This is a genomic window from Thermodesulfobacteriota bacterium (genome assembly GCA_040757775.1).
Classification (GTDB): Bacteria; Desulfobacterota; UBA8473; order UBA8473; family UBA8473; genus UBA8473.
The window spans coordinates 16,004-41,861 of the sequence record JBFLWQ010000017.1; the positions used below are offsets into that span (position 1 = coordinate 16,004).

Annotated in this window: 22 protein-coding genes and 2 pseudogenes; 12 read left to right on the plus strand and 12 right to left on the minus strand. The window is 42.5% G+C overall.

What is annotated here, in order from left to right; translation table 11 throughout:
* The first annotated feature begins 43 nt into the window (after nucleotides 1-43).
* Nucleotides 44-793, plus strand: a complete 750-nt coding sequence (locus tag AB1401_10770; GenBank protein MEW6615933.1) for an MBL fold metallo-hydrolase — start codon at nucleotides 44-46, stop codon at nucleotides 791-793.
* 25 nt (nucleotides 794-818) lie between these two features.
* Here AB1401_10770 and AB1401_10775 read toward each other — a convergent pair whose 3' ends face one another.
* Both AB1401_10775 and lptD read right to left on the minus strand, forming a co-directional pair.
* Nucleotides 819-1,925, minus strand: coding sequence for a DUF362 domain-containing protein (locus tag AB1401_10775; protein MEW6615934.1), 1,107 nt, complete (start codon nucleotides 1,923-1,925; stop codon nucleotides 819-821).
* A 75-nt stretch (nucleotides 1,926-2,000) separates the two neighbouring features.
* Nucleotides 2,001-4,115 (minus strand): LPS assembly protein LptD, encoded by a 2,115-nt coding sequence (gene lptD / locus AB1401_10780; protein MEW6615935.1) that lies wholly within the window; start codon nucleotides 4,113-4,115, stop codon nucleotides 2,001-2,003.
* 873 nt (nucleotides 4,116-4,988) lie between these two features.
* Between lptD and AB1401_10785 the strand changes: the two genes are divergently transcribed.
* Entirely contained in the window at nucleotides 4,989-5,864 is an 876-nt protein-coding gene (locus AB1401_10785; protein ID MEW6615936.1) for a BglII/BstYI family type II restriction endonuclease, read from the plus strand.
* 168 nt (nucleotides 5,865-6,032) lie between these two features.
* Here the strand turns inward: AB1401_10785 and AB1401_10790 are convergent.
* The 9 genes and pseudogenes from AB1401_10790 to AB1401_10830 all read right to left on the minus strand — a co-directional run bounded on the left by AB1401_10790 (nucleotide 6,033) and on the right by AB1401_10830 (nucleotide 14,669).
* Nucleotides 6,033-6,137: pseudogene (locus AB1401_10790) on the minus strand (IS1595 family transposase).
* Nucleotides 6,138-6,346: 209 nt separating this feature from the next.
* Nucleotides 6,347-7,627: an ATP-binding protein gene (locus AB1401_10795; GenBank protein MEW6615937.1), complete on the minus strand. Its 1,281-nt coding sequence runs from the start codon at nucleotides 7,625-7,627 to the stop codon at nucleotides 6,347-6,349.
* Nucleotides 7,628-7,718: 91 nt separating this feature from the next.
* Nucleotides 7,719-8,279 (minus strand): nucleotidyl transferase AbiEii/AbiGii toxin family protein, encoded by a 561-nt coding sequence (locus AB1401_10800; GenBank protein ID MEW6615938.1) that lies wholly within the window; start codon nucleotides 8,277-8,279, stop codon nucleotides 7,719-7,721.
* Nucleotides 8,280-8,626: 347 nt separating this feature from the next.
* A complete protein-coding gene (gene trpC / locus AB1401_10805) occupies nucleotides 8,627-9,418 on the minus strand; it encodes an indole-3-glycerol phosphate synthase TrpC (GenBank protein ID MEW6615939.1) in 792 nt (263 codons plus the stop codon).
* Between the two features lie 27 nt (nucleotides 9,419-9,445).
* The gene (gene trpD / locus AB1401_10810; GenBank protein MEW6615940.1) at nucleotides 9,446-10,456 is read right to left on the minus strand and encodes an anthranilate phosphoribosyltransferase; all 1,011 of its coding nucleotides are present in this window, start codon (nucleotides 10,454-10,456) and stop codon (nucleotides 9,446-9,448) included.
* Between the two features lie 61 nt (nucleotides 10,457-10,517).
* Nucleotides 10,518-11,105 (minus strand): aminodeoxychorismate/anthranilate synthase component II, encoded by a 588-nt coding sequence (locus AB1401_10815; GenBank protein ID MEW6615941.1) that lies wholly within the window; start codon nucleotides 11,103-11,105, stop codon nucleotides 10,518-10,520.
* A 3-nt stretch (nucleotides 11,106-11,108) separates the two neighbouring features.
* Nucleotides 11,109-12,590: an anthranilate synthase component I gene (gene trpE, locus AB1401_10820; GenBank protein ID MEW6615942.1), complete on the minus strand. Its 1,482-nt coding sequence runs from the start codon at nucleotides 12,588-12,590 to the stop codon at nucleotides 11,109-11,111.
* 94 nt (nucleotides 12,591-12,684) lie between these two features.
* On the minus strand, nucleotides 12,685-14,037 hold the full coding sequence (locus AB1401_10825) for a TrpB-like pyridoxal phosphate-dependent enzyme (protein MEW6615943.1): 1,353 nt from the start codon (nucleotides 14,035-14,037) through the stop codon (nucleotides 12,685-12,687).
* 467 nt (nucleotides 14,038-14,504) lie between these two features.
* Nucleotides 14,505-14,669, minus strand: a pseudogene (locus tag AB1401_10830) (transposase).
* A 140-nt stretch (nucleotides 14,670-14,809) separates the two neighbouring features.
* Between AB1401_10830 and AB1401_10835 the strand changes: the two are divergent.
* The 6 genes from AB1401_10835 to aroF all read left to right on the plus strand — a co-directional run bounded on the left by AB1401_10835 (nucleotide 14,810) and on the right by aroF (nucleotide 21,457).
* Nucleotides 14,810-15,220, plus strand: a complete 411-nt coding sequence (locus AB1401_10835; protein ID MEW6615944.1) for a Zn-ribbon domain-containing OB-fold protein — start codon at nucleotides 14,810-14,812, stop codon at nucleotides 15,218-15,220.
* A gap of 1 nt (nucleotide 15,221) precedes the next feature.
* Nucleotides 15,222-16,409 (plus strand): thiolase family protein, encoded by a 1,188-nt coding sequence (locus AB1401_10840; protein ID MEW6615945.1) that lies wholly within the window; start codon nucleotides 15,222-15,224, stop codon nucleotides 16,407-16,409.
* A gap of 22 nt (nucleotides 16,410-16,431) precedes the next feature.
* Nucleotides 16,432-17,457, plus strand: coding sequence for a hydroxymethylglutaryl-CoA synthase (locus AB1401_10845; protein ID MEW6615946.1), 1,026 nt, complete (start codon nucleotides 16,432-16,434; stop codon nucleotides 17,455-17,457).
* A gap of 63 nt (nucleotides 17,458-17,520) precedes the next feature.
* Nucleotides 17,521-18,732, plus strand: a complete 1,212-nt coding sequence (locus tag AB1401_10850) for an ABC transporter substrate-binding protein (protein MEW6615947.1) — start codon at nucleotides 17,521-17,523, stop codon at nucleotides 18,730-18,732.
* A gap of 183 nt (nucleotides 18,733-18,915) precedes the next feature.
* A complete protein-coding gene (locus tag AB1401_10855; protein MEW6615948.1) occupies nucleotides 18,916-20,079 on the plus strand; it encodes an acyl-CoA dehydrogenase family protein in 1,164 nt (387 codons plus the stop codon).
* Nucleotides 20,080-20,440: 361 nt separating this feature from the next.
* Complete coding sequence (gene aroF, locus AB1401_10860) at nucleotides 20,441-21,457, plus strand: 3-deoxy-7-phosphoheptulonate synthase (protein MEW6615949.1); 1,017 nt, start codon at nucleotides 20,441-20,443, stop codon at nucleotides 21,455-21,457.
* Nucleotides 21,458-21,499: 42 nt separating this feature from the next.
* Here aroF and ybgF read toward each other — a convergent pair whose 3' ends face one another.
* Nucleotides 21,500-22,543 (minus strand): tol-pal system protein YbgF, encoded by a 1,044-nt coding sequence (gene ybgF / locus AB1401_10865; protein MEW6615950.1) that lies wholly within the window; start codon nucleotides 22,541-22,543, stop codon nucleotides 21,500-21,502.
* 502 nt (nucleotides 22,544-23,045) lie between these two features.
* On the opposite strand from ybgF, the gene AB1401_10870 reads away from it, so the two are divergent.
* From AB1401_10870 to larB, 4 genes are read left to right on the plus strand one after another with little or no spacing between them, the layout of a single operon-like run.
* Complete coding sequence (locus AB1401_10870; GenBank protein MEW6615951.1) at nucleotides 23,046-23,468, plus strand: hotdog fold thioesterase; 423 nt, start codon at nucleotides 23,046-23,048, stop codon at nucleotides 23,466-23,468.
* Nucleotides 23,469-23,499: 31 nt separating this feature from the next.
* Nucleotides 23,500-24,228, plus strand: coding sequence for a metallophosphoesterase family protein (locus AB1401_10875; protein MEW6615952.1), 729 nt, complete (start codon nucleotides 23,500-23,502; stop codon nucleotides 24,226-24,228).
* Between the two features lie 20 nt (nucleotides 24,229-24,248).
* The gene (locus AB1401_10880) at nucleotides 24,249-25,115 is read left to right on the plus strand and encodes a deoxyribonuclease IV (protein MEW6615953.1); all 867 of its coding nucleotides are present in this window, start codon (nucleotides 24,249-24,251) and stop codon (nucleotides 25,113-25,115) included.
* The gene (larB, locus tag AB1401_10885) at nucleotides 25,106-25,855 is read left to right on the plus strand and encodes a nickel pincer cofactor biosynthesis protein LarB (protein MEW6615954.1); all 750 of its coding nucleotides are present in this window, start codon (nucleotides 25,106-25,108) and stop codon (nucleotides 25,853-25,855) included. Before AB1401_10880 ends, larB begins: the two co-directional genes overlap by 10 nt.
* Nucleotides 25,856-25,858 lie beyond the last annotated feature (3 nt).

The window sequence follows — 25,858 nt, forward strand, 5'->3', positions numbered from 1 at the left end:
TTTAAAACTCTGTACCCTCGCCAGTGGAAGTAAAGGAAATGCAATCTATGTTGAAGCCGGCAAAACAAAGGTTCTTATCGATGCTGGTTTAAGCGGGAGGGAAACCCGCAGGAGGCTCCAGAGTATAAATGTTCATGCAGAAGACCTGGATGCTATCATCGTTTCTCATGAGCATACCGACCATATTAAGGGGCTCAACGTGTTATCCAGCCAGCTGAACCTGCCTGTATACATAAACTATTCTACTCTTTCCAATATGAAAGGACCGGGAATCAAAGGAGAAGTAAGGGAATTTAATACAGGAGAAGTGTTCTTACTTCAAGACCTGCTCTTCCAGTCATTTTCAGTTCCCCATGATGCTGCTGATCCCGTTGGGTTTACAATAGAATACAAAGAATTAAAGATAGGTATCGCTACGGATCTGGGGTTTCCAACGAGGCTTGTAACAGAGAGGTTAAAAAAATGTAACCTCCTTATCCTGGAGTCTAATCACGATGAAGAGATGCTAAAGTTGGGACCGTATCCATGGGAAGTAAAACAGAGGATTAAAAGCCGCCTCGGACATCTCTCTAATCATCAGGCAGAAATCCTCATCAAAGAGGTATATCATGCAGGTCTCAGGCATGTCATTTTATTCCATCTTAGTGAGATAAATAATAGTCCCCAAAAGGCCGGTGAAGGGATCGGTCTTCTCCTAAAAAACCCCAAATATAATCCAATTAGCCTCTCTCTAGCAGTGCAGCACACAGTTGGTAAAATGCTCTCCCTCGCCCCTGAAAAGAAGTGGATATGAGAAAAAAATATCTCTGAGAACAAATTCATAACTTCACCAGCTTATACTTTCTTGTCCCCAGCCCGATCTCCTCTCCATACTCCAATTGGGTTCTCCAATCCAGGTGCGGATATACGCCTTTGAACTTATCCTCTCCAGGATCGAAGTTGCCCTTCAATGCCGAATTTCGATTGCCCGTCTGCTGATTAACCAGGTCTACGGATGCCTGGTCAATAGCCACAGGATCAGTGGAAATAACGATACCCACGTCAGGGACAATAGGTACATCAGAACATGGATAACAGTCACATGCAGGGCTAACATGGGTAATGAAATTTATAAATATTGACTTCTTTTCTTTGCCCTTAAGCACACCAAGGGTATATTCTACCATCTTCTTCTGGAAAACGCTGCCCGTCTCATTCCATTTGACCTGAATAGCCCCTTCTTTACAGATCAAAAAACATTCTCCACAACCTACGCATCTTTCAGGATCAATCCTTGACTTTTTATCCACGATTGACATAGCCCCCTGAGCACACCAGCTGAGGCACTCACCGCAGCCAACACAGATTTTTGTGTTAACCACTGGATTGACATTTGAATGCTGTTGGAGCTTCCCTACCCGGGAGGCACAGCCCATCCCAACGTTCTTTATGGTTCCTCCAAAGCCAGCAAGCTCATGTGCCTTAAAATGTGCGACGCTGATTATGCTGTCACTATGAAATATATCATGTCCGATACTTACCTCTTTAAGCATTCCTTTGTTGATCTTGACCTTAACAGAACTGCCCCCATTGAGCCCGTCACCGATTATCAAAGGTGCACCGACTACAGAATAGTCAAAACCGTTCTCAATAGCCGTTATTATATGAGAGACGGCATCACCCCTGCCCAGGTGGTAAAGGGTGCTGCAGTCAGTGAGAAACGGCTTTCCTCCATGTTCCTTCACAGTGTTAACTATCTGCCTTATCAAAACAGGACTTATATAACTCGTATTACCCCGTTCACCAAAATGCACCTTTATAGCAACTAAACTTCCTTTCTTGATTTTAGAATTTAAACCTATACGATCCAAGAGAGAAGCCAATTTAACGAAGATATTTTCTTTGGGAGTAACCCGTAAGTCCGAGTAAAATACCTGGCTAGCCATAAATAATCCCTCCTATAATTTTGGTTAATTATTCGAGCCCCTTGCACAACCTGCCAAGAGATTTGAAGAAGTCCCCTATTTTCCAGCCTCACTAAGACCGGTAAGGGAAAAGAAAATCATGAATCTCTGTTCCCTTCTGTCTTCATTCTCAACTACCCTATCTGAATAGTCTCCCCTTACCCCCCAGCATTGGGCTTTATAGTTAATGCCAAAAATCGTCTCTAAAGATAATTTTTCCAGCGTTGAGTATCTATTTTCTATATTCAAGTCCACGGAATCCGAAAGCTTAACTTTTAGCTTTGTATTAATATTCTCAAATTGCCCCTTTGTATCCCTGTATTCGAGATCAAGGGAATCTCCCCGTTCATCCTTTAAGCCTATCAAGACATTATATGCTGTAAATTCGCTATCGTAAGTATTATACTCCCCATCCAGCCTTAAGGAGGTGTTTTTAGTTGGATATATGTCCAGTTCGCCCGACACTGGAGAGAAGACACGGTGAGACTCATCGGTAGATGTTCCTGCTTCAGAGAAATTGTAGCTCTGGCTGAGTTTTACCCTGACAAGATTGTGGTAATACGGGTCATCTGTTCCTTCATATATTTTCCCTGTGAGATTGCTGATAAGGGAATAGGTAAGGGAGTTTTTTTTATCAATTCTATCAACAGAATCAAAGTTTGGAAGGCTTCCCTGGTCCACATCCGGGATAAACATATACTTTAACTCTGGTTTAATGGAGTGTTTTAATTTTTTAAGTCTTTCTCCATCAACATCAAATATCCTTTGAAATCCAGTAGTTAATCCAAGATTAAGATCATAGATTCCTCTGGTATAAATCTTATCCTCTCCTTCACTGAGCCTGTATATTGTCTCTCTACCCCCGATCTCCGGCTTTAATTCAAAATAGTCCGTATGAAAAGTATACAGCAACTTTGGATAAATATCTACCCTCTGTCCTCTTTCTCCTTCTTCCCGCCAAAAATTATCTAAAGCAGATGTAAGACTATAAAACAGAGGGGACCCCAGAATACTCTGTTTTGAAGCGTTAAACTCCACCCTTGGGAGACTCTGGAGGGTAGCTTTATCCTCTTTTTCCAGGTCTTCGGTATACATAAACGCGGAATTTAGGCTAAATTTCTGCCAGAGTTTAGTTGCAAAAACAGTCGATTCCAGTTTTTCTTTGGATCTGTCATCAACAACTTTGCCAAAATCTTTGAAAAAGTCCCTATCACTTACATGGGTAACATCAGCCTTCGCATAGAAGGAAGGATCGAAATACTGTTCATGCCGGTACCTGAGCATCGTCCTATCATTGCCACTAATGAGCTCTTCTCCCTTCCTTTCTTCCTTCCAATCTCTGTAACTGTCTGTCTCTCTCATATTATAGAGATAAAAGTTCCCAAAACTATTCCTGCTGAATATATAACGGTACTCCAGTGCCTCTCCTACCCCTCTTTTGCTTCGGTAATCCAGGGAAAAAGTGGCATCCATGTTCTCTGAGATTGCCCAAAAGAAAGGAAGGGTTATCTCTTCCCCCCCTTCATTGGAATATCCAATAGAGGGGATCAAAAGACCTGTCTGCCTTTTGATCTTCGCAGGGTAAATTATGTAGGGCAGATAGAGAACAGGTATATCTTTTATATAGAAGGCGGCATGTTTAACAGTGGCATAACCCTCTATGGTTACATTTACTTCTTTAGCGGTAAATTTCCATGGAGGAGAGGGACTATCGCATGTGGTAAACGCCCCATCAATTATACGATACCTGTCTTTATCCCATTTCTCAATCTTTTTCCCAGTCAGGTGCAAATTCTCTCTCTTAAAAAATAGCCTCCCATCATAGATAGTGCCCCTCTGGGTGTCCAGGTTAATCTCCATCCTGTTAGTCTTCAACGTATCCTCTTCAGTGGTCAAGGTAATATTGCCAGTTGCTTCCGCCTCTTTAGTCTCCTGATTTAACTTTATCATATCTGCCTTTAATACCCTGTTGTCCTGGACAATTTCCACATTTCCCTCGGTTGTATATGTATTCTTTTTGCTATCAAACTCTAACTTATCTGCTTTTATCTTTATAGGTCCTTTATCGATCTTTTGATCCCCTAATATTATGTCTTGAGAGAAGGAATACCCATAACACCAGACGAGAATCCATATGACCAAAAATAGGGAAAGGGGAGCTAAATTTTTCATTTTTCAGAACAGGCTAATAATATTGAAATTTAAAGTAGTGGCTACTAAAATGATTGTAATTTTAGCTTGTTAGAGAGCATTTAAAGGACAGAATTGTTTATAAAAAGAGTATTAGAAGTGGGAAAGGATGTCAAGGTAAAAAAGGTGAGGGTTGAATTGGGGGGCTTATGTCCGACCGTTTAATCTGCAGCGACGATTTGTAGCCGTGTGTGGGGAACATTGAGCAACGAGTGATGAGCAATGAGCAAGAAGCGGTTCATCCCCACGTGTGCGGGAAACATGGATGATATTAACGGTGATTCTAAGAGAAAAGGGCAAAAAATACACCTAGTTATACATAACCCTCTATGACAAAATACAAAAAAGACTGGATTTTACCCGATAATTGAGGTATAGGTAAGTAGATGGTTGATTAACAGTGATAATTTTGTAACCCTTAATCACAGCGGGGTAATTATGAAGGCGTCTTTCTTTAGTTCCTGAGATTACAGAGAGCAAAGAAGAAGGGCGCTTTTATTGTTTAAGACTAGTCGTATTACGTTAAAGAATACAATGTGGAAATGGAGAGTAAATAAAATAATAAGTAGGAACGTCCATTTGTGAATTAGTTTACAATTTTTAGAATAGCAAGGGGACGGATGCTTCGACCGCAAAAGCAGGGGTCGAAAAAGAAACATGGCTGAGTTGAGTATTGTGTCCCCAGAACTGACATGCACTTAAGTCAAAGCTTTCCGAAAAAATTGAGGATGTGATTGATGGTTTGGAGAGCCGTCCTTTAGGGGAGCTGGATCTACTTTTTTTGTAGCAGACCCAACCCTACCGTAATAATGCAAGAAAATGGTATTGCATAACTTACTGAAGGTGGATCATGAAATGACGGTGATATTCAAGCATCTTATCGGAAAATCGACTCTCAAAGAAGGAATCACTATACATAAAAACTTTGAGAGTTTTTTTGACAGCCCTGATTCGGGTCAAAAAAAGGAAATTACGCTCTTATATAGTAATAACCAATCAGTAACTGCCATACTCAGAAGATTGGATAACGTTAGAAAACATGTCCAGATTAAATATACTAACAAAACGCATGCGTCTTTTGTGGATTGGCTGAACGAAGTTTTTGTCGAAACAAAGAATGGTTCAATTGGCGAATTCCTCGAGTTTCGGAAGTTAGCACCCGATATTTTCAAGTTATTACCGATCACCATTGGTATGTCACATAATACGAAGCTCTATGTTGCAGATTCCATGTATCACAAGACGAATCAAGCCTCCTTAAAGGGAGATGCTACCTTTGAGGAAGTAGAAAAAATAATAAACGGGATTAGCTTCAAAGTGGATGAAGGCCAATCGTTCTACAATCGCGAAATCGAACGGGGATTTTCAGAGCATGAATGGTTGAGGGAAATCAAAGCTATTCCGGAGCTTGATCTAAAATGTGATTTCAGAAAAGATAGCATTCAGGTTGAAGTTGAATTTGGTAACGCAAGAGCCTATTATCAGGACTATATTAAATTCATGCTTTCATATTTCTCAAAGCAGATTCATTTAGGAATCCTTGTCACACCGACGCTGGGTTTTGCGAATGTTCTATGTGAGATTGGGAAACAGAAAGCATTACAGAGGGGCTGTAAGACTTATTCCGGAATGATGCATTTTGACAAAGCCTTCAAGGAGTTCAAATATCTGCACCAACTATTTGATATGCCGATTGTTCTGCTCGGCATAGACATATGCCCTTTATCTTAATTCCTGCTGTAATAATCTGAAATTATATCTAGCATTTCACTGACAGCGCGGCCACGAGGTCCAATTTGTTAAGGAATTGGATCAGTGCGTCTACGGCAAATTATGGGACAGAATATATATAACGACCACGTTCAGTTTCCACTGGGCAGAAACTATCAAGACCCTTATTAAAAAAGCAATATTCTGAGAGGGAATATCTAGATAAAAATGCCTTACAAGTTCCCTAAATTTTGCCTCAGAAATTCTTGAACGTTTTACATACTTGTTTTTCATTGTCATGACTAGGTTTATACCACATTTGAACACTATGTTCTAGTCAAGACCCATTAAATGGGGAAAGAGACCATTTAATTTGATACGCAAAAAGATGGGATTTTCTCTATTCTAACGACAGAAGTTCGGTAAGCTTTTTTGCTATATCTTTCTTCCTCATCAAACTCTAACCGATTAGAAAGGCATGTGTCCCTCAACTTTTTAGCTCTTTAAATACCACCAAGTAAGAGCCAGTCAGGAACTGCCCAGATATTCTTTCTTATTTCAACGACCTCTCTGCCCGAATAAACGATAAGTCCTATCGGCGCATGTTTTCTGTAATCAATCATAAAAGATTCCATACTTCTACCATCAGCGTGAGCAATTTGAGATGAATATTTCACCTCAATGGGCAACAGTATTTCTTCTCCTGTTATCAGGAAATCTATTTCCATACCTCCTGCGGTCCGATAAAAATATATGTCAGGCTCTACAAGCTGCAAGTGTTTCCATTTGAGAAGCTCCGAGAAGACCCAAGTTTCATAAGTAGCCCCTGAGTTTATTGCCATCTCTCCCAGTATCACTCTATTCAGACCAAGATCAGGAAAATATATTTTAGGGCTTTTAACGAAACGCTTGCCTATATTTTCGTAATATGGAGGTACTAAATAGCATTGAAAAGACATTACCAGCAGATTTATGTATCTTTTTACTGTATTTACTGCCACGGATAAATCCCGGGCAACCTCACTGATTGAAAGGAGTTGTCCCGTGCGGGCGCATAGAAACTTCTGAGCTAAAGCAAAGGTATCTATATTTGTTACCTGCCCAACATCCGAAATGTCCCTCTCCAGGTATGTTTTTCGATAGTCCTTCAGCCAATTAATTTTATCTGAGGCATCCTTCATCTGCCATACGGGAGGATAGCCTCCCCATTTTTGATGTTCTCTGGTCACAGCCGTCACGCTGCGAATTTTTTCGGGGGGAAAAATGTTTGGCACTTCAACATCTTCTTTTTCTAACTTACCCTGTTTCCAGATTCTTGTGAGCAGTGGAGTCGGGGGACCTTCCGAGACCTCAGAAAGTGAAAATGGAAATAGATTCAATAAAGCAACTCTTCCTGCAAGGGTTTCCTTGACATCCTTAAGTAAAAGCAGTTGTGATGATCCTGTCAGAATGAAAACCTTTTTTTGAGAAGCCAGGTTTCTTTTCTGCCTGTCTATGACATATTTTAATGAATCAAACAATGCTGGTATCTTCTGAACTTCATCGAGTATTACTAAAGGAGTGTCAAGCAACTCAAGGATAGATATTGCCGAGTTTTGAAATCGAAGCCTCTCATCAGGGTCATCAAAGGATATATAGGTATGGGGTTGATTTATGCATTGAGGAAGAATACCTTCACAAAGAGTCGTTTTACCCGTCTGCCTGGCTCCGGTAAGTACAACTGTCCGCTCTTGCTTTATTTTCGACAAAAAAACATCGGTAATGTTTCGCTTTATAAATTCCATATCGAGATACTACCATTTGCATTGCAAAATTGCAAGGTAAATTTGCAATGCAATTGAAATGCTCTGTTTTGTACTGGAACACTCAACTCCCTCAACCCTCTAACTCTTTAAATACCTCCTCAAATGTCCTCAAAAACTCCTTTTCGCCAGAAGATGCATCGAATTCCTTAAGCCAGACTCGTATGTGTTGAATATCGATCTTCGGGTTTTTCAGAATAATTGTCTTAACATCCTCTATGTCCCTAGGTCTGCCTGAGAAGATTTTGTGGATTATCAGATCTTCGGCAGAGGCAAAATTGACTTTCTGGTCCAGTATCGTTACCTTTTCTGCTCTTTTTATTGCTTCTGTTTCATAAGGAGTAAATGAGAAGATAAAGTCAACCCTTATGCCGGTAGCTTCATCTAAGGCGGGCAGAACCATGGTTTGTGTAACAAATGATTCTATATCGTTGGGGATAGGTTTGAGTTGGAGTTCTTGTAGAACAGAAAGAAGTTCACCGAGACAATCGGTATTCACACCTAGAGTAATATCTATATCTCTGGTGAGGCGGGGTTCTCCGTGAAGCAATACAGCCTGTCCCCCGATAATCATATAGGGAAGACTGTATCTGTCTAGGCTTGCACCTATTTGGCACAGGAGTTTTTCAAACATGAATTAAGCACTTTCGCAATCTTTATATCTACATCTATTCCTTCCAAAGGTTCTTTAGGAGGAAGCACACCAAGTGTTACCCCCTCGTTCCACATAGATGTAAAGAGCTTAATGGACTGTTGAAAGGGTAGCTTTCCTTCATCCCTAACAAGGCTATTTTCGAATTTTTTAAGTAGTTCCGGGTTTTTTATCATCTTCTTAAGATATAGTTTACTATAAATACGTTGTAATTTCTACTCTTATCTTTGCCTGAAGTTTTGAAAGAGGATATTGCCTTGATTAAGTTATTAAGAGTAATTAATGTTAAAATGGTATCGTAAATAAAGGGTAAGTGTATGAGTTCTCTATTATTGTATAGACAGGAGTTCGGTGAGCTTTTTGGCTATATCCCTCTCCCTCATAAGACTCTCGCCTATGAGAAAGGCATGTGCCCCGCACTCCCTTAACCTTGAAATATCTTCGGCTGTATTGATGCCGCTTTCACTCACCACAATCTTATCCTGCGAGATTTCTTTGATGAGACGTTCTGTTGTTGCTATGTCGGTTTTGAAGGTTTTCAGATCCCGGTTGTTTATGCCGATAATTTCAGCCTCTGTTTGAAGAACCCTCTTCAATTCTTCAAGGTTGTGGACTTCCACAAGAGCCTGCATGCCCAGCTCTCTTCCGGTTTTTAAAAGATCCTTCAACTCACTATCGTTCAATATCGCTGCAATCAATAAGAAGGCATCGGCACCGTAAGTACGTGCCTGATAAACCTGATACTCATCAAAGATAAAATCCTTACCCAGAAGAGGAATAGCAGTCATCTCTCTTATTTTTTTGAGGTAATCGAGGCTTCCATAAAAGAAGTTCTCTTCGGTAAGTACGGATATGGCCGATGCCCCATTGGCCTCATATATCTTTGCAATCTCAACCGGATCAAAATCTTCCCTGATTATCCCTTTGGATGGCGATGCCTTCTTTACCTCGGCAATAATCTTTATTGGGGTTGACGGCGATGTCAGAGCAAACTTGATGTCTCTTACAGGAGGTGGCTTGCTTATCCGGCTTTTGAGCTCATCGATCGAACACTTCTTTTTTGTCTCAAAAAGTTCTTTCTTTTTATGGTTGATAATCTCATCTAAAAAAATACCTTTCACCTTTCACCTTTTACCTTTTCCCGTTCACTATTTATTGCTAATTTTCACAAGCCCTTCCAGTTTCTTCATGGCAGAACCGCTGTCTATGGACTCTTCTGCAACCCTGACACCTTCGATAAAAGTTTCTGCCTTTCCACCGGCTACAATAGCGGCGGCGGCATTGAGGAGAATTATATCCCTTTTCGGTCCTTTTTCACCCCTGAGAACCCCCAGAGTAATACTGGCGTTTTCTTCAGGGCTTCCTCCAAGCAGGTCTTCAGCCCGGCATCGCTCAATACTGAAATCCTCTGGTTTTATCCAATAGGTATCCACCTTTCCGTTCTTTAGCTCAGAGACTTTTGTCTTAGAACTTAGACTGATCTCGTCCAGCCCATCCTCACCATGGACTACAAAGGCATGTTGGCTCCCCAGATTACCCAAAACAGCAGCCAATTTTTCTGTCAGCTCTTTGGAATATATACCTATCACCTGGGCAGAAGCCCCTGCAGGGTTGGTCAATGGCCCCAATATATTGAAGACAGTTCTTATACCAATCTCCCGCCGGGGTCCGATTGCATATTTCATTGCTCCGTGAAGCAGAGGAGCAAAGAGGAAGCCGATACCATTTTCATTGAGGCATCTTTCTACTATGCTTGCACCTGCTTCGATGTTTACTCCCAAAGCCTTTAAGACATCTGCGCTTCCACAGTTGCTTGATACAGATCTGTTCCCGTGTTTTGCTACAGTTATACCAGCCCCTGCTGCTACAAATGCTGAAGTGGTAGATATGTTAAAGGTATTGGCCCCATCTCCACCGGTTCCGCATGTATCTATAACCGTGGGAGAGTTTGTGTTTATCTTGATAGCCTTTTCACGCATAACCCTGGCTGCACCGGTAATCTCCTCTATGGTTTCTCCCTTCATTCGCAGGGCAGTAATGAACGAGGCTATCTGGGCAGGGGTTGCCTCTCCGCTCATTATCTGGTTCATTACTCCTACCATCTCTGATTCGGACAGGTTATTCCCCTCGATCACCTTTCCTATTGCCTCTGTAATCATGATAGCTGTCTCCTCTTGATATTCAATAGTAGCAATTGCAATTCAGAAATTGGACTTTAGTCTATGGTCTACTGTCTAAATCACTGATACTCTTCAGAAAATTCTTCAAAAGGCCTTTTCCCACCCTGGTCAGGATAGACTCCGGGTGGAATTGAATCCCCTCTATGGGGTATTCTTTGTGCCTGACTCCCATTATTTCGCCATCTTCACTCTCTGCACTTACCTTGAGACAGGCAGGAAGAGTGGCTTTATCGATGACCAATGAGTGGTATCTTGTAGCCTCGAAGGGATTTGGCAGGTCTTTATAGACCCCTTCATTGTCATGATGTATAAGGGAGGTCTTACCATGCATTATGTTTTTAGCTTTAATGACCCTTCCGCCGAATGCCTCTCCAATCGACTGATGCCCTAAGCATACACCAAGGATTGGTATCTTGCCGGCGAAGTGTCTGATTGCAGCCAATGAGATGCCAGCTTCTTTGGGTCTGCCAGGCCCAGGTGAAATAGTCAGTCCCCGGGGTTTCAGACTGTCAATATCTTCCATACTTATCTTATCGTTTCTAAACACCCTGACTTCCTCACCCAGTTCTTCAAGGTACTGGACCAGGTTATAAGTAAAAGAATCATAATTATCAATCATCAAAAGCATCTTTTAACCCAATCCATCTTTAGCCATCTCAAGGGCTTTCATCATAGCCTTAGCCTTATTTACTGTTTCCGACCACTCTTTATCTGGTTCTGAATCAGCAACGATACCGGCGCCTACCTGAATATATATAGTGCGATCCTTTATTATCACTGTCCTAATTGTAATACAAAAATCCATATTGGCGGAAAAGCTAAAGTACCCTACGGCACCGGCATAAGGGCCTCTCCTGGCAGGTTCCAAATCTTCGATTATCTCCATCGCCCTCACTTTAGGAGCACCGGAAACCGTTCCTGCGGGGAAACATGCCTTAAGAACATCAAAACAATCCTTATCGTCAGCAAGAACTCCCTGGACATTTGAGACTATATGCATTACATGGGAGTATCTTTCTATTACCATAAGTTCGTTGACGTTGACTGTTGCTGTTTTTGCTACTCTACCCACATCATTTCGCCCAAGGTCTACCAGCATTATATGTTCTGCAATCTCCTTAGGGTCCTGAAGCAAATCCTTCTCCAGTGCCTGGTCATCTTCAGGGGTTTTACCCCTTGGGCGCGTGCCAGCAATAGGTCTAAGGGCAATGCGATTGTTTTCAACCCTAACCATAACCTCCGGGGATGATCCTACTACCATCAAGTCATCGAACTTTAAGTAGAACATATAGGGTGAGGGATTTATAATCCTTAAACTCCGATAGATGTTCATGGGGTCTATATCAGCCTGTGTCTGGAATCGCTGTGAAAGGACTACCTGTATAATATCCCCTGCCACGATATGCTCTTTTGCTTTTGCTACTATATTTTCAAACTCCTCTTTTGAAAGATTCGATGTGATATTGAGGCTTGGTTGACGGGTAATCGGTATTGATTCTCTGCTCAGAGGTTCTTTTAACTTTGAGACTATGGAATCTATCTTTCTTGCAGCCTCTCTGTATACGCTCTCCAGGTCACACCCATCGTTTAAGTAAACATTGGACACAACTTTCATGGTTTGTTTCAGGCTGTCAAATATCAGGATGGTGTCTGTAATCACAAAGAAGCTGTCGTATATGTTAAGGTCATCGGTGGTATTGTCGGGTAATTCTTCAAAGAATCTCACCATGTCATAACTCAAATAGCCCACCGCTCCGCCAAAAAACCTGGGGAGTCCGTCCATCGTTACAGGTTTATATTCCCTCATTAAATCCCTTAATTTATCGAGGGGGGATTTCACATTTTTCCACTCTTCTGTATTTTTGCCACTGATAATTTCTACCGTGTTCCCTTTGCTTCTAAAGATTATAGAGGGGTTGAAGCCAAGGAAACTGTATCTGGCCCATTTTTCACCCCCCTCCACGCTTTCCAGCAGGAATGAATATTTGCCGCCGTTTATCTTTTGAAATGCAGAGACCGGGGTCTCCATATCTGCCAGGATATCTCTGTATACAGGTATAAGGTTACCTTCTTTTGCTTTTCTGGAAAACTCTTCAAAAGAGGGGAAGTACATTTGTAATTTCGTTCCTTTCAGACAGGGGAACAGCCCTTACGGGCTGCCCCCATTCTTGTCAGTTTACACACAGCGGGCTTAAGCCCGTTGTTGTTTAAATATTCGGCAGATTCTTCAATGCCTCTTTTATCATCTCCTCAGGATACTCAAAATCTTCGAGTTTACCTGCAATGTAGGCATCGTAAGCTGCCAGGTCAAAGTGTCCATGGCCACTGAAGGCAATAACAATACACTTTTCCTCTCCTGTCTCTTTACATCTCAAAGCTTCGTCAACAGCGCCCTTTATTGCATGGGCTGTTTCAGGAGCAGGAATAATTCCTTCGGTTTGGGCAAATCGCATCGCTGCTTCAAAGACGGGATTTTGATGATATGCCCTTGCTTCAATAACCCCTTGATTTACCAAAAGACAGAGAAGAGGAGCATCACCGTGATACCTCAATCCTCCGGCATGGATGCCTGGCGGAACAAAGGTATGTCCTAAGGTGTACATCATTAATAGTGGTGTCATCTGGGCAGTGTCACCAAAATCATAGCGGTAAGGTCCCTTGGTCAATGTAGGACATGAGGTAGGTTCTACCGCAATTATCCTCATATCTTTACCGTCCAGCTTATCTTTGACAAATGGGAAACAGAACCCTGCAAAGTTGCTCCCTCCGCCAACACAACCGATCAGAATATCCGGGGATTCCCCTGCTAATTTCAGCTGTTCTTTTACCTCTAAACCAATAATGGTTTGATGTAATAAAACATGATTTAACACGCTCCCCAGAGAATATTTGGTATCATCGTGGGTAGCTGCATCCTCTATTGCTTCTGAAATGGCTATCCCAAGACTTCCTAACGTATTTGGGTCTTTTTCTAGAATGGTCCTCCCGGCATTGGTCAGTTTAGTCGGAGATGGATGTACTGTTGCCCCCCATGCGTGCATCAAAGACCTTCGGTAAGGTTTTTGCTCATAGCTCACCTTTACCATATAGACGGTGCATTCTATATCAAAGAGCTTACAGGCAAAAGCCAGAGCGCTTCCCCACTGTCCTGCCCCTGTCTCCGTAGCAATCCTTCTCACTCCTTCTTTCTTGTTGTAATATGCCTGGGCAACAGCAGTATTTGGCTTATGGCTTCCCGGAGGGCTAACACTCTCGTTCTTATAGTATATTCTGGCAGGGGTTCCTAATGCCTTTTCCAGTCTCTTTGCTCTATGCAAAGGAGTTGGCCTCCACAATTTGTAAATATCCAGGATTTCATCCGGTATCTCTATCCAGCGTTCCTGGCTTACCTCTTGTTCAATAAGCCCCATAGGAAATATTGGAGCCAGGTCCTGAGGACCTACTGGTTGACCTGTTCCTGGATTTAATGGCGGCATAAGCGGTTTGGGCAGATCCGCCTGGACGTTATACCACTTCTGAGGCAACTCTTTTTCACTCAACAATATCTTAGTTTCTTTCATCATCTTCTCCTTTTATCCAAAAGAATTTGCTGGAGGAATATCCTTCCAGTTATCCCTAAAATCATTTCTGGAAATGCTATGTTATTCACCTCCTTTCTAAATAAATAGCTATTGGCTAAATTAATCTTTTGTTGAAAGATCTCCTTATAAAAAAAGCCATGAGCAACAGAGGATGCCCATGGCTTTAAAATAAAAAAGAAAAGCCGTGGGCTTCAGGATTTGCCCACGGCCCTTTTGTCGGGTTTAAATGTTAATATCATCAGGGGGATGGAGGCGGACAAATCCCTAGTATGTAATTGTTCCACCACCACCAATTGCTATCGTAACTACAGGAAAACTCTTTATTGCTCATACTATTAAAGCCCCCTAAATAAAGTGTATATTTCAGTAACATAATAGATTCCGATTGTCAAGCATTTTCTGATTTTTGTCTGTTTTTTTCAGATATTTTCTCTTGACTTTTCTCATCAAACTTTGCTAAATGGAACCATAAGAAAAAAACAGACATTTAACCCATTTCTTTCAAAGATACCAAAGACAGGGATCTTGTTGAGTGTAGCTTTATCCCTTTTCCTTTTGCGTCTACCTCCGAAGTAATTCTCATCAAGTTCAACCTCCCCTCTGAGAAGTTCATAGTCTCTGCTGGTATTGGTCAAAATATTCTAAAACTATTTACATTCATAGACATCTTTATACTTTTGTACAAGATTTTCACAATCATCAAGCTTGAATAACAAAAAGAAATAATTCATCTGAAAGGAGGGGTATTCTTATGGCAGAAAACTTACCAGCGCCGCCGTCGCCGTTTCATTGGAGATTACAGCCGGAAACCTATCGTCTGATAGGTTCGAAATGTGCTGACTGTGGTCACATTACCTATCCACGGAGAAAGATCTGTCCGATCTGTGGGAGCTTTAACAACAATGAGCATAAACTGAATAGAAGGGGGACTGTGCACACATACTGCATAAACTATGTCTTGCCTCCCCAGATTGAACCACCGGCAGCCCTTGCCATAGTCGATCTCGACGGTGGTGGAAGGTATCAGGGTTTGATTACCGATGTGAAAAGTCCGGAAGATGTCAAAATAGGAGCGAAGGTTGAACTGGTTTTCAGGAAGATACTAAGTGACAGGGGAGTGGATCTGTATGGATATAAATTTAGATTAATGGAGGAGGGTTAAGATGAGCATCAGGGGAAAGGTTGCTATCGTAGGTGCCGGGATGATCCCGTTCGGGGAGTGGTATGATAAGAGCCTGGAAACCATGGCTCAGGAGGCATTTATTGATTGTATAAAGAGTGTAGATAAGGGAATCGATCCAAAAGAGATTAAAGCAGCCTGGCTGGCAAATTCTGGTATATCGCAATTTGGGGCTACTGCTTTTAGCGGTTCATGGCTCTCTTCTCAGATAGGTAATGCAGAGATACCGATTACCAGGGTTGAAAATGGTTGTCCGACAGGTTCCGATGCGGTGAGGCACGGAGCAATCGGGGTTGCTTCGGGTCTTTACGATGTTGTCCTGGTACTTGGGACAGAGAAGATGAGGGAGAAACCTGGTTCAGAGTCACTCATTGCAATCGGGTCCGCCGGCTTTGGGGGAAGCCCTGCATGGACATGGGGATCAACCGCTCCGGCGATGCAGGCTGTCTATGCTGTGAGGCAGATGCACGAGTTTGGGTGTACTATGGAGCAGTTTGCACGGGTTGCCGTGAAGAACCACCACAATGGGTCGTTAGATCCCCTTGCTCATTACAGATATGAGGTTACCATAGAGGACGTATTGAAGAGTCCCATGGTTTGCTGGCCCCTGCATCTTCTGGACTGTTGTCCCCAGACGGATGGTGCGGCTGCGGTTGTTCTCTGCCGTTCTGATATTGCTACAAGATATACCGATAAACCGGTCTATATCCTCGGTACACATGTGGGTATGGATCATTCCTTTTACTGGGACAAACACAATTTCACAGAGATGTTGGCTACGGTGAGAGCTGCCAGGGGGGCATTTGAAATGGCAGGGATAAAACCTGGGGATGTGGACTTCGCAGAGGTTCACGATTGTTTTACCAATACAGAGCTTATGAATATTGAAGACATAGGTTTTTGCAGGAAGGGTGAGGCTGGAAAATTAATGATGGAGGGATATTTTGATCTGAATGGGGAACTTCCCGTTCAGACTGCCGGTGGATTGAAGGCACACGGGCATCCGGTAGGGGCAACGGGCATTTCACAGGTATGTGAGTGTTACTGGCAGCTCCGGGAGGAAGTTGGAGAGAGGCAGGTAAAATTGAGAAACGGTATTGGTCTGCAACATAACGTCGGCGGTACGGGATTTGGTGTTTCTTGCATCAATATCCTGTCACGAACACCGTAAATATTGAGAAGGAGGTCAACCGATGGTTGGTATTTTAGGATATGGTGTGTATATTCCCAGATATAGGCTCAAAAAGGAGGAACCGGTCAAGGTATGGGGTGGAGGAGAGAAAGGGGAAAAATCAGTATGCGGAACGGATGAAGACGTTGTAACTATGGCCGTCGAGGCGGCAGATAAGGCCATCAAACATAGCGGAATCCAGCCGTCAGAGATAGGTTCCATACACATAGGAACCAGTTCTTCTCCGTATATAGAGAAGTACCTCTCCACAATCATTGCGGAAATATTCGAATTGGACACCAAGGCGTCGATGGTTGACTATTCCGGTTCTCTCAATGCGGGTGCAGCAGCGTTGCTGGGTTGTATGGACGCAATAAATGCAAAGAGAATCGGTTACGGGCTGGTAATTGGAGCGGAAAATAGGGCAGCAGCCCCGGGTTCAGAAGGGGAAGTGAGTTTTGGTGCGGGTGCAGTGGCGCTCGTGGTCGGCAAAGATGGAGCTATATGCTGCATTGAAGACGTAAATAGTTACTTCACGGTGATTACAGACAGATGGCGCGCTGTATCTGATTCACATGTGTCGGATTATTTTGATAACAGGTTTGGCAGGGAACAGGGATACGAAAAACATACACTGGAGGCAGCTAGCGGACTTCTTAAGAAGTTGGGCAAGAAGAGCGGTGACTACAGTTATATGATTTTCCAGCAACCCGACCCGAAATTACCGGCATCAGTGGCGAAAAAATTGGGGGCAACAAAGGAACAGACAGCCTTAGGCATGATTTATCCATTCTTTGGCGATTTAGGTTCATGCTCAATCTTTGCTGGTCTGGCTGCAGTACTGGGAAAAGCGAAGGCACGAGAGCGCATACTGCTGGTCTCTTACGGTTCTGGTATCAGCAGTGCCATTAGTATTCTCGTTGATGGTGAAATAGAGAGGAAGAGGGATAAAGCCTTTCCCATAGAACAGTACGTAGAAAAGAAGGAGTATATTGACTACGCCACATACCTGAAGATGACACAGGCGATAAAGAGGGCTTCTTATTGATGACGGTCTTTCTGAATGTATTTTCCCATAAACACAGTCTCTGTTAAACAGGGGGGAGGTAATATGATGAAGGTAATTTTCAAATTGCTTTCCAGCATCTGTGTAGCAATTATATGTTTATTGGCATTGACCAGAACAGAGGGATATGCTGGGGAAACAAGAGGTGTAACCGATGATACATTAAAGATCGGGGTAATTTTGGATCAAACCGGCCCCGCTGCAAATGTCACCGTGCCCATGACAGACGCTATAAAAAGGGTTTTCAGATATGCCGATGAACAGGGTGGAATTCATGGCAGGAAGGTAAAGGTTATAGTTGAAGACGACAGGTATGCAGTCCCCATGGCAATAGCTGCCTTCAAAAAACTGCTTTACAGGGATAATATATTAGCATTAATTGGTCCAAGTTCATCGACAGCAACCTTGAGTCTCCTTCGACATATGGAAAAAGAGAAGCTCCCCACTATGCCGATACCGCCTCAGGAGCGATGCGTCTTGCCTCTAAAAAGATACGTCTTTGGTGTCTATGAAATCTATCAAAACACGATGAGGACGCTCGTCGATTACATGGTAAAAAACCTTGACACTACAGCCCCCAGGATAGCTTTAGTCTATCCTGATAATGAGACAGGGAAACTGGACCTCGATCCTGCAATTGAGAGACTGAAATTCCATAAACTGACTCCCGTAACAAAAGAGATATTAAACCCTGGTTCTCTTGATGCCACATCCCAGGTAATGAGTATAAAAAGAGAAAAAGTAAACAATATTATATTGTGTGGCTTTATCCCCCAACCTGCCGGTTTATTGCTCCGGGAATTGAAAAAGTTCGGCATGAACGTGCCTGTCTTTGCGAATGTGGCAGCAGCATCTGAGGAGGTCATACATATGGCTGCCGTGGGAGCAGAAAAATACTATGTAATATCTATCTGGGCATCGTGGTATGATGAGGGTGAGGGTATAGCCCTTATGAGGAAGGTAACACTCAAATATGCGCCTGGTACAGAAAAACCATATCGGGGAAAAATCCACACAGGCGCCTGGATATGGGCAACAGTCTTGAAAGAGGGGCTTTTAAGGGCAGGCAGAGATATAGATGGAGAGCGGTTGGTAACGGCTCTTGAGACACTGAAAGATTTTGATATGAAGGGGCTCTGTGGTCCTATAAATTTTAATTCTACCAATCATAAAGGAATGAGTTCAGGGCAAATCTCTAAGGCTGACCCGGCAAGCGGGAAGTTCATCCCTGTAACTGGATGGATAAAAACCGACTAACTTGGTATTCAATTTTTTATGGTTTCGAATTTAGAAGCATCTTAATAGGTATGGACCAAACCCCCATGAGTTCCACAGATCAGAGTGATGTGATCAGGGCACTTTGGGAGGGGTTTTGTGCTGGCGTTAACATAGTTTCAAACTCACTAAGAGGTCGTGAATCAAGAGAGGGAGGTAACGAGCATGAGAGGCAATGATATCTTTTATTCAGGAGAAGAGATTAAGTTCAGGGCTGAGGTGAAGGAATATGCGGCTGCTGAGATTCTACCTCTGTCAAACGATTTTGATGAAGGCACTATAAAAATCAGGGAGATTGTTAAAAAGCTGGGAGAAAAAGGTTACATGGGTGTATCCATGCCAAAAGAGTATGGCGGTCAGGGTAAGAGTGTAGTATTTGAGATGATCCTGTGTGAAGAGCTGGGCGCCATAAATTATGGGGTAGCCGCTGTCCACATTGCATCATCCCTCTTTCTCGGGTATCCTCTCGTTCGTTTTGGCACTGAGGAGCAAAAAAAGAAATACTTAGTCCCGATTACAACAGGACAAAGGGTTTCAGGCATGGGTATGACAGAACCTACGGCCGGGTCTGATGTGGCAGGGACAAAGACTGAAGCTGTTTTAGAGGGAGACTTTTATATACTAAAGGGGGAAAAACGCTTTATTGGCTGTGGCAGCGAAGCGGATTTCCTTCTTACCTTCGCAATTACAGACCCATCTGTGCATGCGCATAAAGGAATGACTGCGTTTATTGCGGAGACTTCAGATCCGGGTTTTGAACTGGTGAAAGTCTTTGATCTTTTGGGCTGGGTGGGCGTTGGTGTTTCCCATCTAAGATACAACAATCTCAAAGTTCCCAGAGATAACATTCTGGGCAAACTCAATCATGGCTTTATAGTTGCCGGTTATGAGCTTGATGCAGAGAGGGTAGCAGCTGCCGCAGCGGGTATCGGAATGGCAAGGGCTGCTTTTGAGATAGCAGTCAAATATTCCTCTGAGAGAAAGCAGTTTGATGTTCCTATTAGGACATTTGAGGGAGTTAATTTCAAGGTTGCTGACATGGCTATAGGTTTGGAGGCTATGTCGCTCCTGAACCTTAAGGTAGCGAGGATGATAGAAGAAGGGGTTACGGCCTCTAAAGAATCAGCTATTTCTAAGTTGTTTGCAGCGGAAGGAACTTTTAGTGTTGTAAACGATGCATTGCAGATTATGGGGGGTATCGGTTTGACAAAAGAGTATCCCATAGAAAAGTTTTTCAGAGATGCCAGGGCTTTGTCAATAGCGGGGGGGACAAACGAGATTTTGAAATATCTCATACAGAGGGAAGTTTATAAGGAGTTCGGACTTTAAAAGGCTTTTGTACAAGAAAATTCCTTTGAGTGTCAACAGCATTTTCTGATTTATATTTTTTTCTTGACAAATCAATCAGCAGTATATAAAAAAGCAAGAAAGGAGTTGGTTATGTTGTTTTATTTTACAAATTTTATATTCGAGACATTTTGCTGGCGATTTTATTTTATCTTTATAAAGTCTGCCCGGCATCCTTGAACTACATTTGTAAGATAAAACAGAACATATTTCAAGGCCATGGGCAGACTGAAAGCAAAGCCCATGGTTTTTATTTTATAAACTGTATTTAGTCTATATTAAGCCATGGGTAAAAACTCATGGCTTTTTTATTTATTTTAAAGGCTATTTAGGAGGTAGGGGGATGATAATTGTAATGAAAGCAAAGGCAACAAAAGATGACCTGGAGGAGGTTGTGAGAAAGATAGAAAAATTGGGATATAAACCCCATGTTATCCAAGGGGTAGAAAGGAATGTTATTGGGGCCGTCGGTGATGAAAGGGGAAAGGCAAAACTTCAATCCCTGGAAGTCCTTTCTGGGGTTGATAAGGTCGTTCCTATCCTTAAGCCTTATAAACTCGCTAGTCGTGACATAAAACCAGAAGGGACTATTGTCAGTATCGATGACAAAGTAGAAATTGGCGGTAATAAGATAGTAGTTATCGCAGGGCCTTGTTCTGTTGAGAGTGAAGACCAGATTATAAAATCAGCTTATATTGTAAAAGAAGCTGGTGCAGATATTCTGCGTGGCGGTGCCTTCAAACCCCGGACTTCTCCGTACAGTTTTCAAGGCTTAGAAAAAAAGGGGCTGATTTTACTAGCTAAAGCCAAAGAAAAGGTTGGGCTCCCTGTTGTAACGGAGATAATGAACCCTAAAGACGTGGACCTGGTTGCAGAATATTCAGATATTATGCAGGTCGGGGCACGGAATGTCCAAAACTTTGCCCTTCTGAAAAAACTTGGAAGGTACAATAAACCCATATTATTAAAACGAGGCATGTCTACTACTATAGAGGAATTCTTGATGTCAGCAGAATACATACTCTCAGAAGGAAACAAAGACGTGATTTTGTGTGAGAGAGGCATAAGGACATTTGAAACCGCTACAAGAAATACCCTGGACTTGAGTTGTATTCCGGTTTTAAAAGAAAGGACCCATCTGCCTATAATTGTAGACCCAAGTCATGCTACAGGGTTTTGGTCATATGTAGCTCCGATGTCGTATGCAGCAATTGCAGCAGGAGCCGATGGCCTGATGATAGAGGTACATCCCAATCCAGAAGATGCTGAAAGCGACGGTATTCAGTCCCTGAAACCCCATAAATTTACTGCTCTGATGGAAAATCTAAAAGCCTATATAGCAGCCGCAGGAAGGATATGATCATAGAGTGTTAGCAACAAGGATGAATAGGCTATGGCTAGCTCATTGCTTATTTTTGTGCTCATTAAGAAATTTGCGCGCAAGGATAGCAGCGTGGGTCTTGGGATAACGTTTTATCACTGATTGCAAAATCTGTTTTGATTTCTGATGATTGTGAAGATTAAAATAACTTAGACCCACCTTCAATAGGGCATCGGCAAGTTTATTGCCTTCCTTGAAATTAATCAAAACCGCTTGAAAGGCTTTAATGGCATCCTTGTATTTTCTTTGTGAGTATAAACACTCTCCTATCCAGTATTGAACGTTGTCACTTAGACTGTGGTCAGGAAACATTTCCAAGAATCGTTGAAATGTTATTAGCGACGTTTTATAGTCTTGTTGTTTGTATAAATAGAATGCCTCCTTATATAGTGTCTCTGGCTCAATGGTCTTTGGTTCAGGAGCCTTTGGTTTAGTAGTCTTTAGTTCAATGGTCTTTGATTCAGGGGTTTTTAGTTCAGTAGCCTTTAATTCAGGGGACCTGGGTTTAATGGTCTTTGATTCAGGAGTTTTTAGTTCAGTAGCCTTTGGTTCAGTAATCTTTAATTCAGGGGGTTTTGGTTTAATGGTCTTTGGTTCAGGGGCTTTTGATTCCTCTATGACTAATTTTTGCCCGGGCTGTTCCCTCTCTTTTTGAAGCGCCTCCTGAGTAGACTTTAGACTGCTTGTGTTGCTGCCAAGCAATATACTCTCTTTTTTTGACTGATCTCTTTGGTTCTGGACCTTTTTAATAGCATTTTCTGCTGCCTCTTTAGCAAGCAATGCATCTTTAATAGACATCCTTTTTAGAGCATCAGATTCGCGAAAAAAAGCAACCATACCTGTTGCACTGGGTTCTTCCTGAAGAGAAAGCTTGGCCTGCTCATAGTAGAGCTCGGCGCTGTTAATTTCCGTTGGAGCTATAGATTGAGCTCCCATTGATTTGGCTGCTTTTATAGCTGCTTCAGCCTCTATAAGCCTCCTTTCCGCAATACCTGTAGAAGCACAACCACCCTGAAAATAAAGAAAAAAGAAAAACAAAGGACCTATTATGAATATGTGTTTCATGTTAGTCCTCCTCAAGGTCTGAAAGCCCCTGTTCTCCTTGCAAAAGGGGAATAGGGTAGTAAAATAATAATACCTCTTTATAGATACAAGAGAGTCGCCCTAAATATATAAAGGGAACTGCTTAATGAAACATTCATGACCCATTGGCTCACAAAGAATGATGAAAACCTGTTCCTGACAGATTCAGGAATTGCAGCAAGGACAGCCGATCCGCCTCTGGCGGGCTACTATAGGTGGTGATCTTATAACCAGTAGGACAGGCGTCCCGCCTGTCAAATGGGGATTTTCAAGTAAAAATTCCAAAGATTATTTATTAGCATATACTGTTTGGAAATGCAAGTACTATCCAATTCTGAAGAAGCTGAGACCATATGTAAACGCAGCAGGAAGGATATTACAAGGAATACGACAATTCCTTGACTTTTATGTCTTTTTGATTTACTCTCTGAATAAAGGGAGAGTGTATTTGTCGCCCGATATTATAAGCTGATGGAGAGAAAAGATGGATAAAAAAGTCCTGGAGGTTTTGTCCAGCAAAATCCAAAATGACCCCTATGCACGGTTTTTAGGCATTGAATTGATAGAGATCAATAAGGGTTATTCAAAACTGAGGATGCAGCTAAAAGGCTGTATGAACAATTTTGTGGGCATTGCTCATGGCGGCGCCATCTTCAGCCTGGCAGATCACGCTTTCGCAGCAGCATCAAATTCTCACGGTACACTGGCTGTCGCCTTAAATATGAGTATTACTTATATTTCTGCTACTCCGGAGGGTTCACTTCTGACAGCAGAGGCGAAAGAGGTAAGTTTAACATCAAGGACAGCCTTATACAGGATAGATGTATCGACTGAGGACAACAAGCTTATTGCCTCATGCCAGGGAATTGTTTATAGGAAAAAGAACCCTATACCCGGTATTGATTGAACTAACGAGAGATTGAAAAAGGAATAAAGAGTTGAAATGGGCAGTCCTATCGGATATTCACGGAAATTTGGAGGCATTTAATGCCGTTTTGGATTGTCTCTATAAAGAGGACATTGACAGAGTAGCATTTTTGGGAGACATTGTTGGGTATGGGGCAAATCCCAATGAATGTATTGATCTCCTTAAGGATATTGCGGATATACTGGTAGCAGGTAACCACGATTACGGAGCCGTTGGATTAACTGATACCTCCGGTTTCAACTCTGCAGCAAGGGCTGCCATTGAATGGACGGCAAAGGAGTTATCAACCATAAATCGCAACTTCCTGTCAGGGGTTCACTTAATTTCCATTAGGGACGATATTACATTTGTTCACTCTACACCATACAATCCACAAAATTGGGACTACCTCTTTTACCGTGATGAGGTAACTATGAATTTTAATTCATTTCAAACCCGAATCTGTTTTATAGGACATTCTCATGTTCCTGCTGTATTCATAAGAGACGATAAAGGAAAGGTTTCCTCTTCAAAAGCCTTAATAGTTAGGCTGGAAGAGGAAGACAGGTATATTATTAACGTGGGAAGTGTGGGACAACCCCGAGATGGTATTCCTGATGCTGCCTTTGGCATCTATGATGCGAAAGAATGCGAGTTCACACTTAAGAGGTCCTCTTATGACATTGGGACTGCCCAAAAAAAGATTATGAAGGCTGGATTACCGGAACGTCTGGCGGCAAGGATAGCTATAGGCAGGTAAGAAAAAGGGGGTTATCTCTATTGCGAATAGGGGTTCATGTCTCTATCTCAGGAAAGATATTTAACTCTATTGATAGAGCAAAGGCTCTGGGGTGCTCCGCTATACAGATATTCTCCCATAACCCCCGGGGCTGGAAGGTGCCCCCGCTTATTGATGATGACGTTAGGATATTTAGAAAAAGATTAAAAAAAAGTGGGCTACATCCCTTGGCAGTCCACACATCCTATCTCATTAATCTTGCTTCACCTGATGACGATTTATATGAAAGATCCATCGACTCTTTCAAAGTCGATTTAGATAGGGCGAAAAGGCTGGATGCAACCTTCCTGGTAACCCATCTTGGGAGTTCCAGGGATAAAGATGCGCAATACGGGATAAAGAGAGTACGTGATGCGTTAAATCTGGTGCTAAAAAACGGCGGGCATAGAAATATAAAGATTTTGTTGGAGAATACTGCCGGTTCCGGTTCAACAATCGGTTATAATCTGTATCAAATAAGGGAGATCATCGATGCTGTGAAGGACAGAGATTCACTTGGATTATGTTTCGATACCTGTCATGGTTTCGCTTCAGGTTATGATTTTAGAGATACCAGGTCATTAGACAGCTTAATAGAGGAGATTGGTAGAATTTTAGGATTGGATAGGCTGGGGCTAATTCACCTGAATGATTCAAAGGAGGGGATAGGGGCAGGAATAGACCGACACGAACATATCGGCAAAGGTAAAATAGGCATTAAGGGGTTCGGGCTTCTAATAAACCACCCTTCATTGCGAGATATCCCCATGATACTGGAGACTCCTAAAAAATCCGACAAAGACGATATCAGGAACCTGTCCATAATAAAGGGTTTAAGAAAGAAGCAGGAGAAGGGCAGATGGAGTTAGGACAGCTAAAATGCCTGTTAGAAGGGGTTAAAAAAGGGGATGTTGGGATTGATGAAGCATTGGAGTCCTTGAAGACTTTACCCTTTGAAGATATTGGTAATGCAACCATCGATCACCACCGCCATTTGAGGCTTGGGTTCCCGGAGGTAATATTCGGTGAGGGAAAGTCGGATGGGGATATCATGGCTATAGCCCAAAGGATGGTTGAGAAGGGAGAGAACATCTTAATAACCAGGATAGAGAAAAAGAAAGCCCTTAAAATAAAAAAGGCTTTCCCAGAGGCAAAATACTATCCAAAACCACGGGCAATTACAATAATAAATCAACAAATAAAAGAAGAGGGGAAGGGCACTATCCTGGTCATAAGTGCTGGTACATCAGACATCCCGGTTGCTGACGAGGCTGTACTCGTTGCTGAGATGATGGGCAACCGGGTAGATCGCCTTTATGATGTTGGAGTTGCTGGTATACATCGGTTGGTGAGTCAGCGGGAAAGGCTTCTGCAAGCCAGTGTTCTGGTGGTTGTGGCAGGAATGGAAGGAGCGCTGCCAAGTGTAGTCGGTGGACTCGTATCGAAACCAATCATTGCAGTTCCCACTAGCATTGGCTATGGAGCAAATTTTGGAGGAGTAACTGCCTTACTTGGGATGCTGAATTCCTGTGCCCCCGGGGTTGCTGTGGTCAATATAGACAATGGCTTCGGGGCAGGATATATTGCGGGCTTGATAAATAGGGTGTAAGGG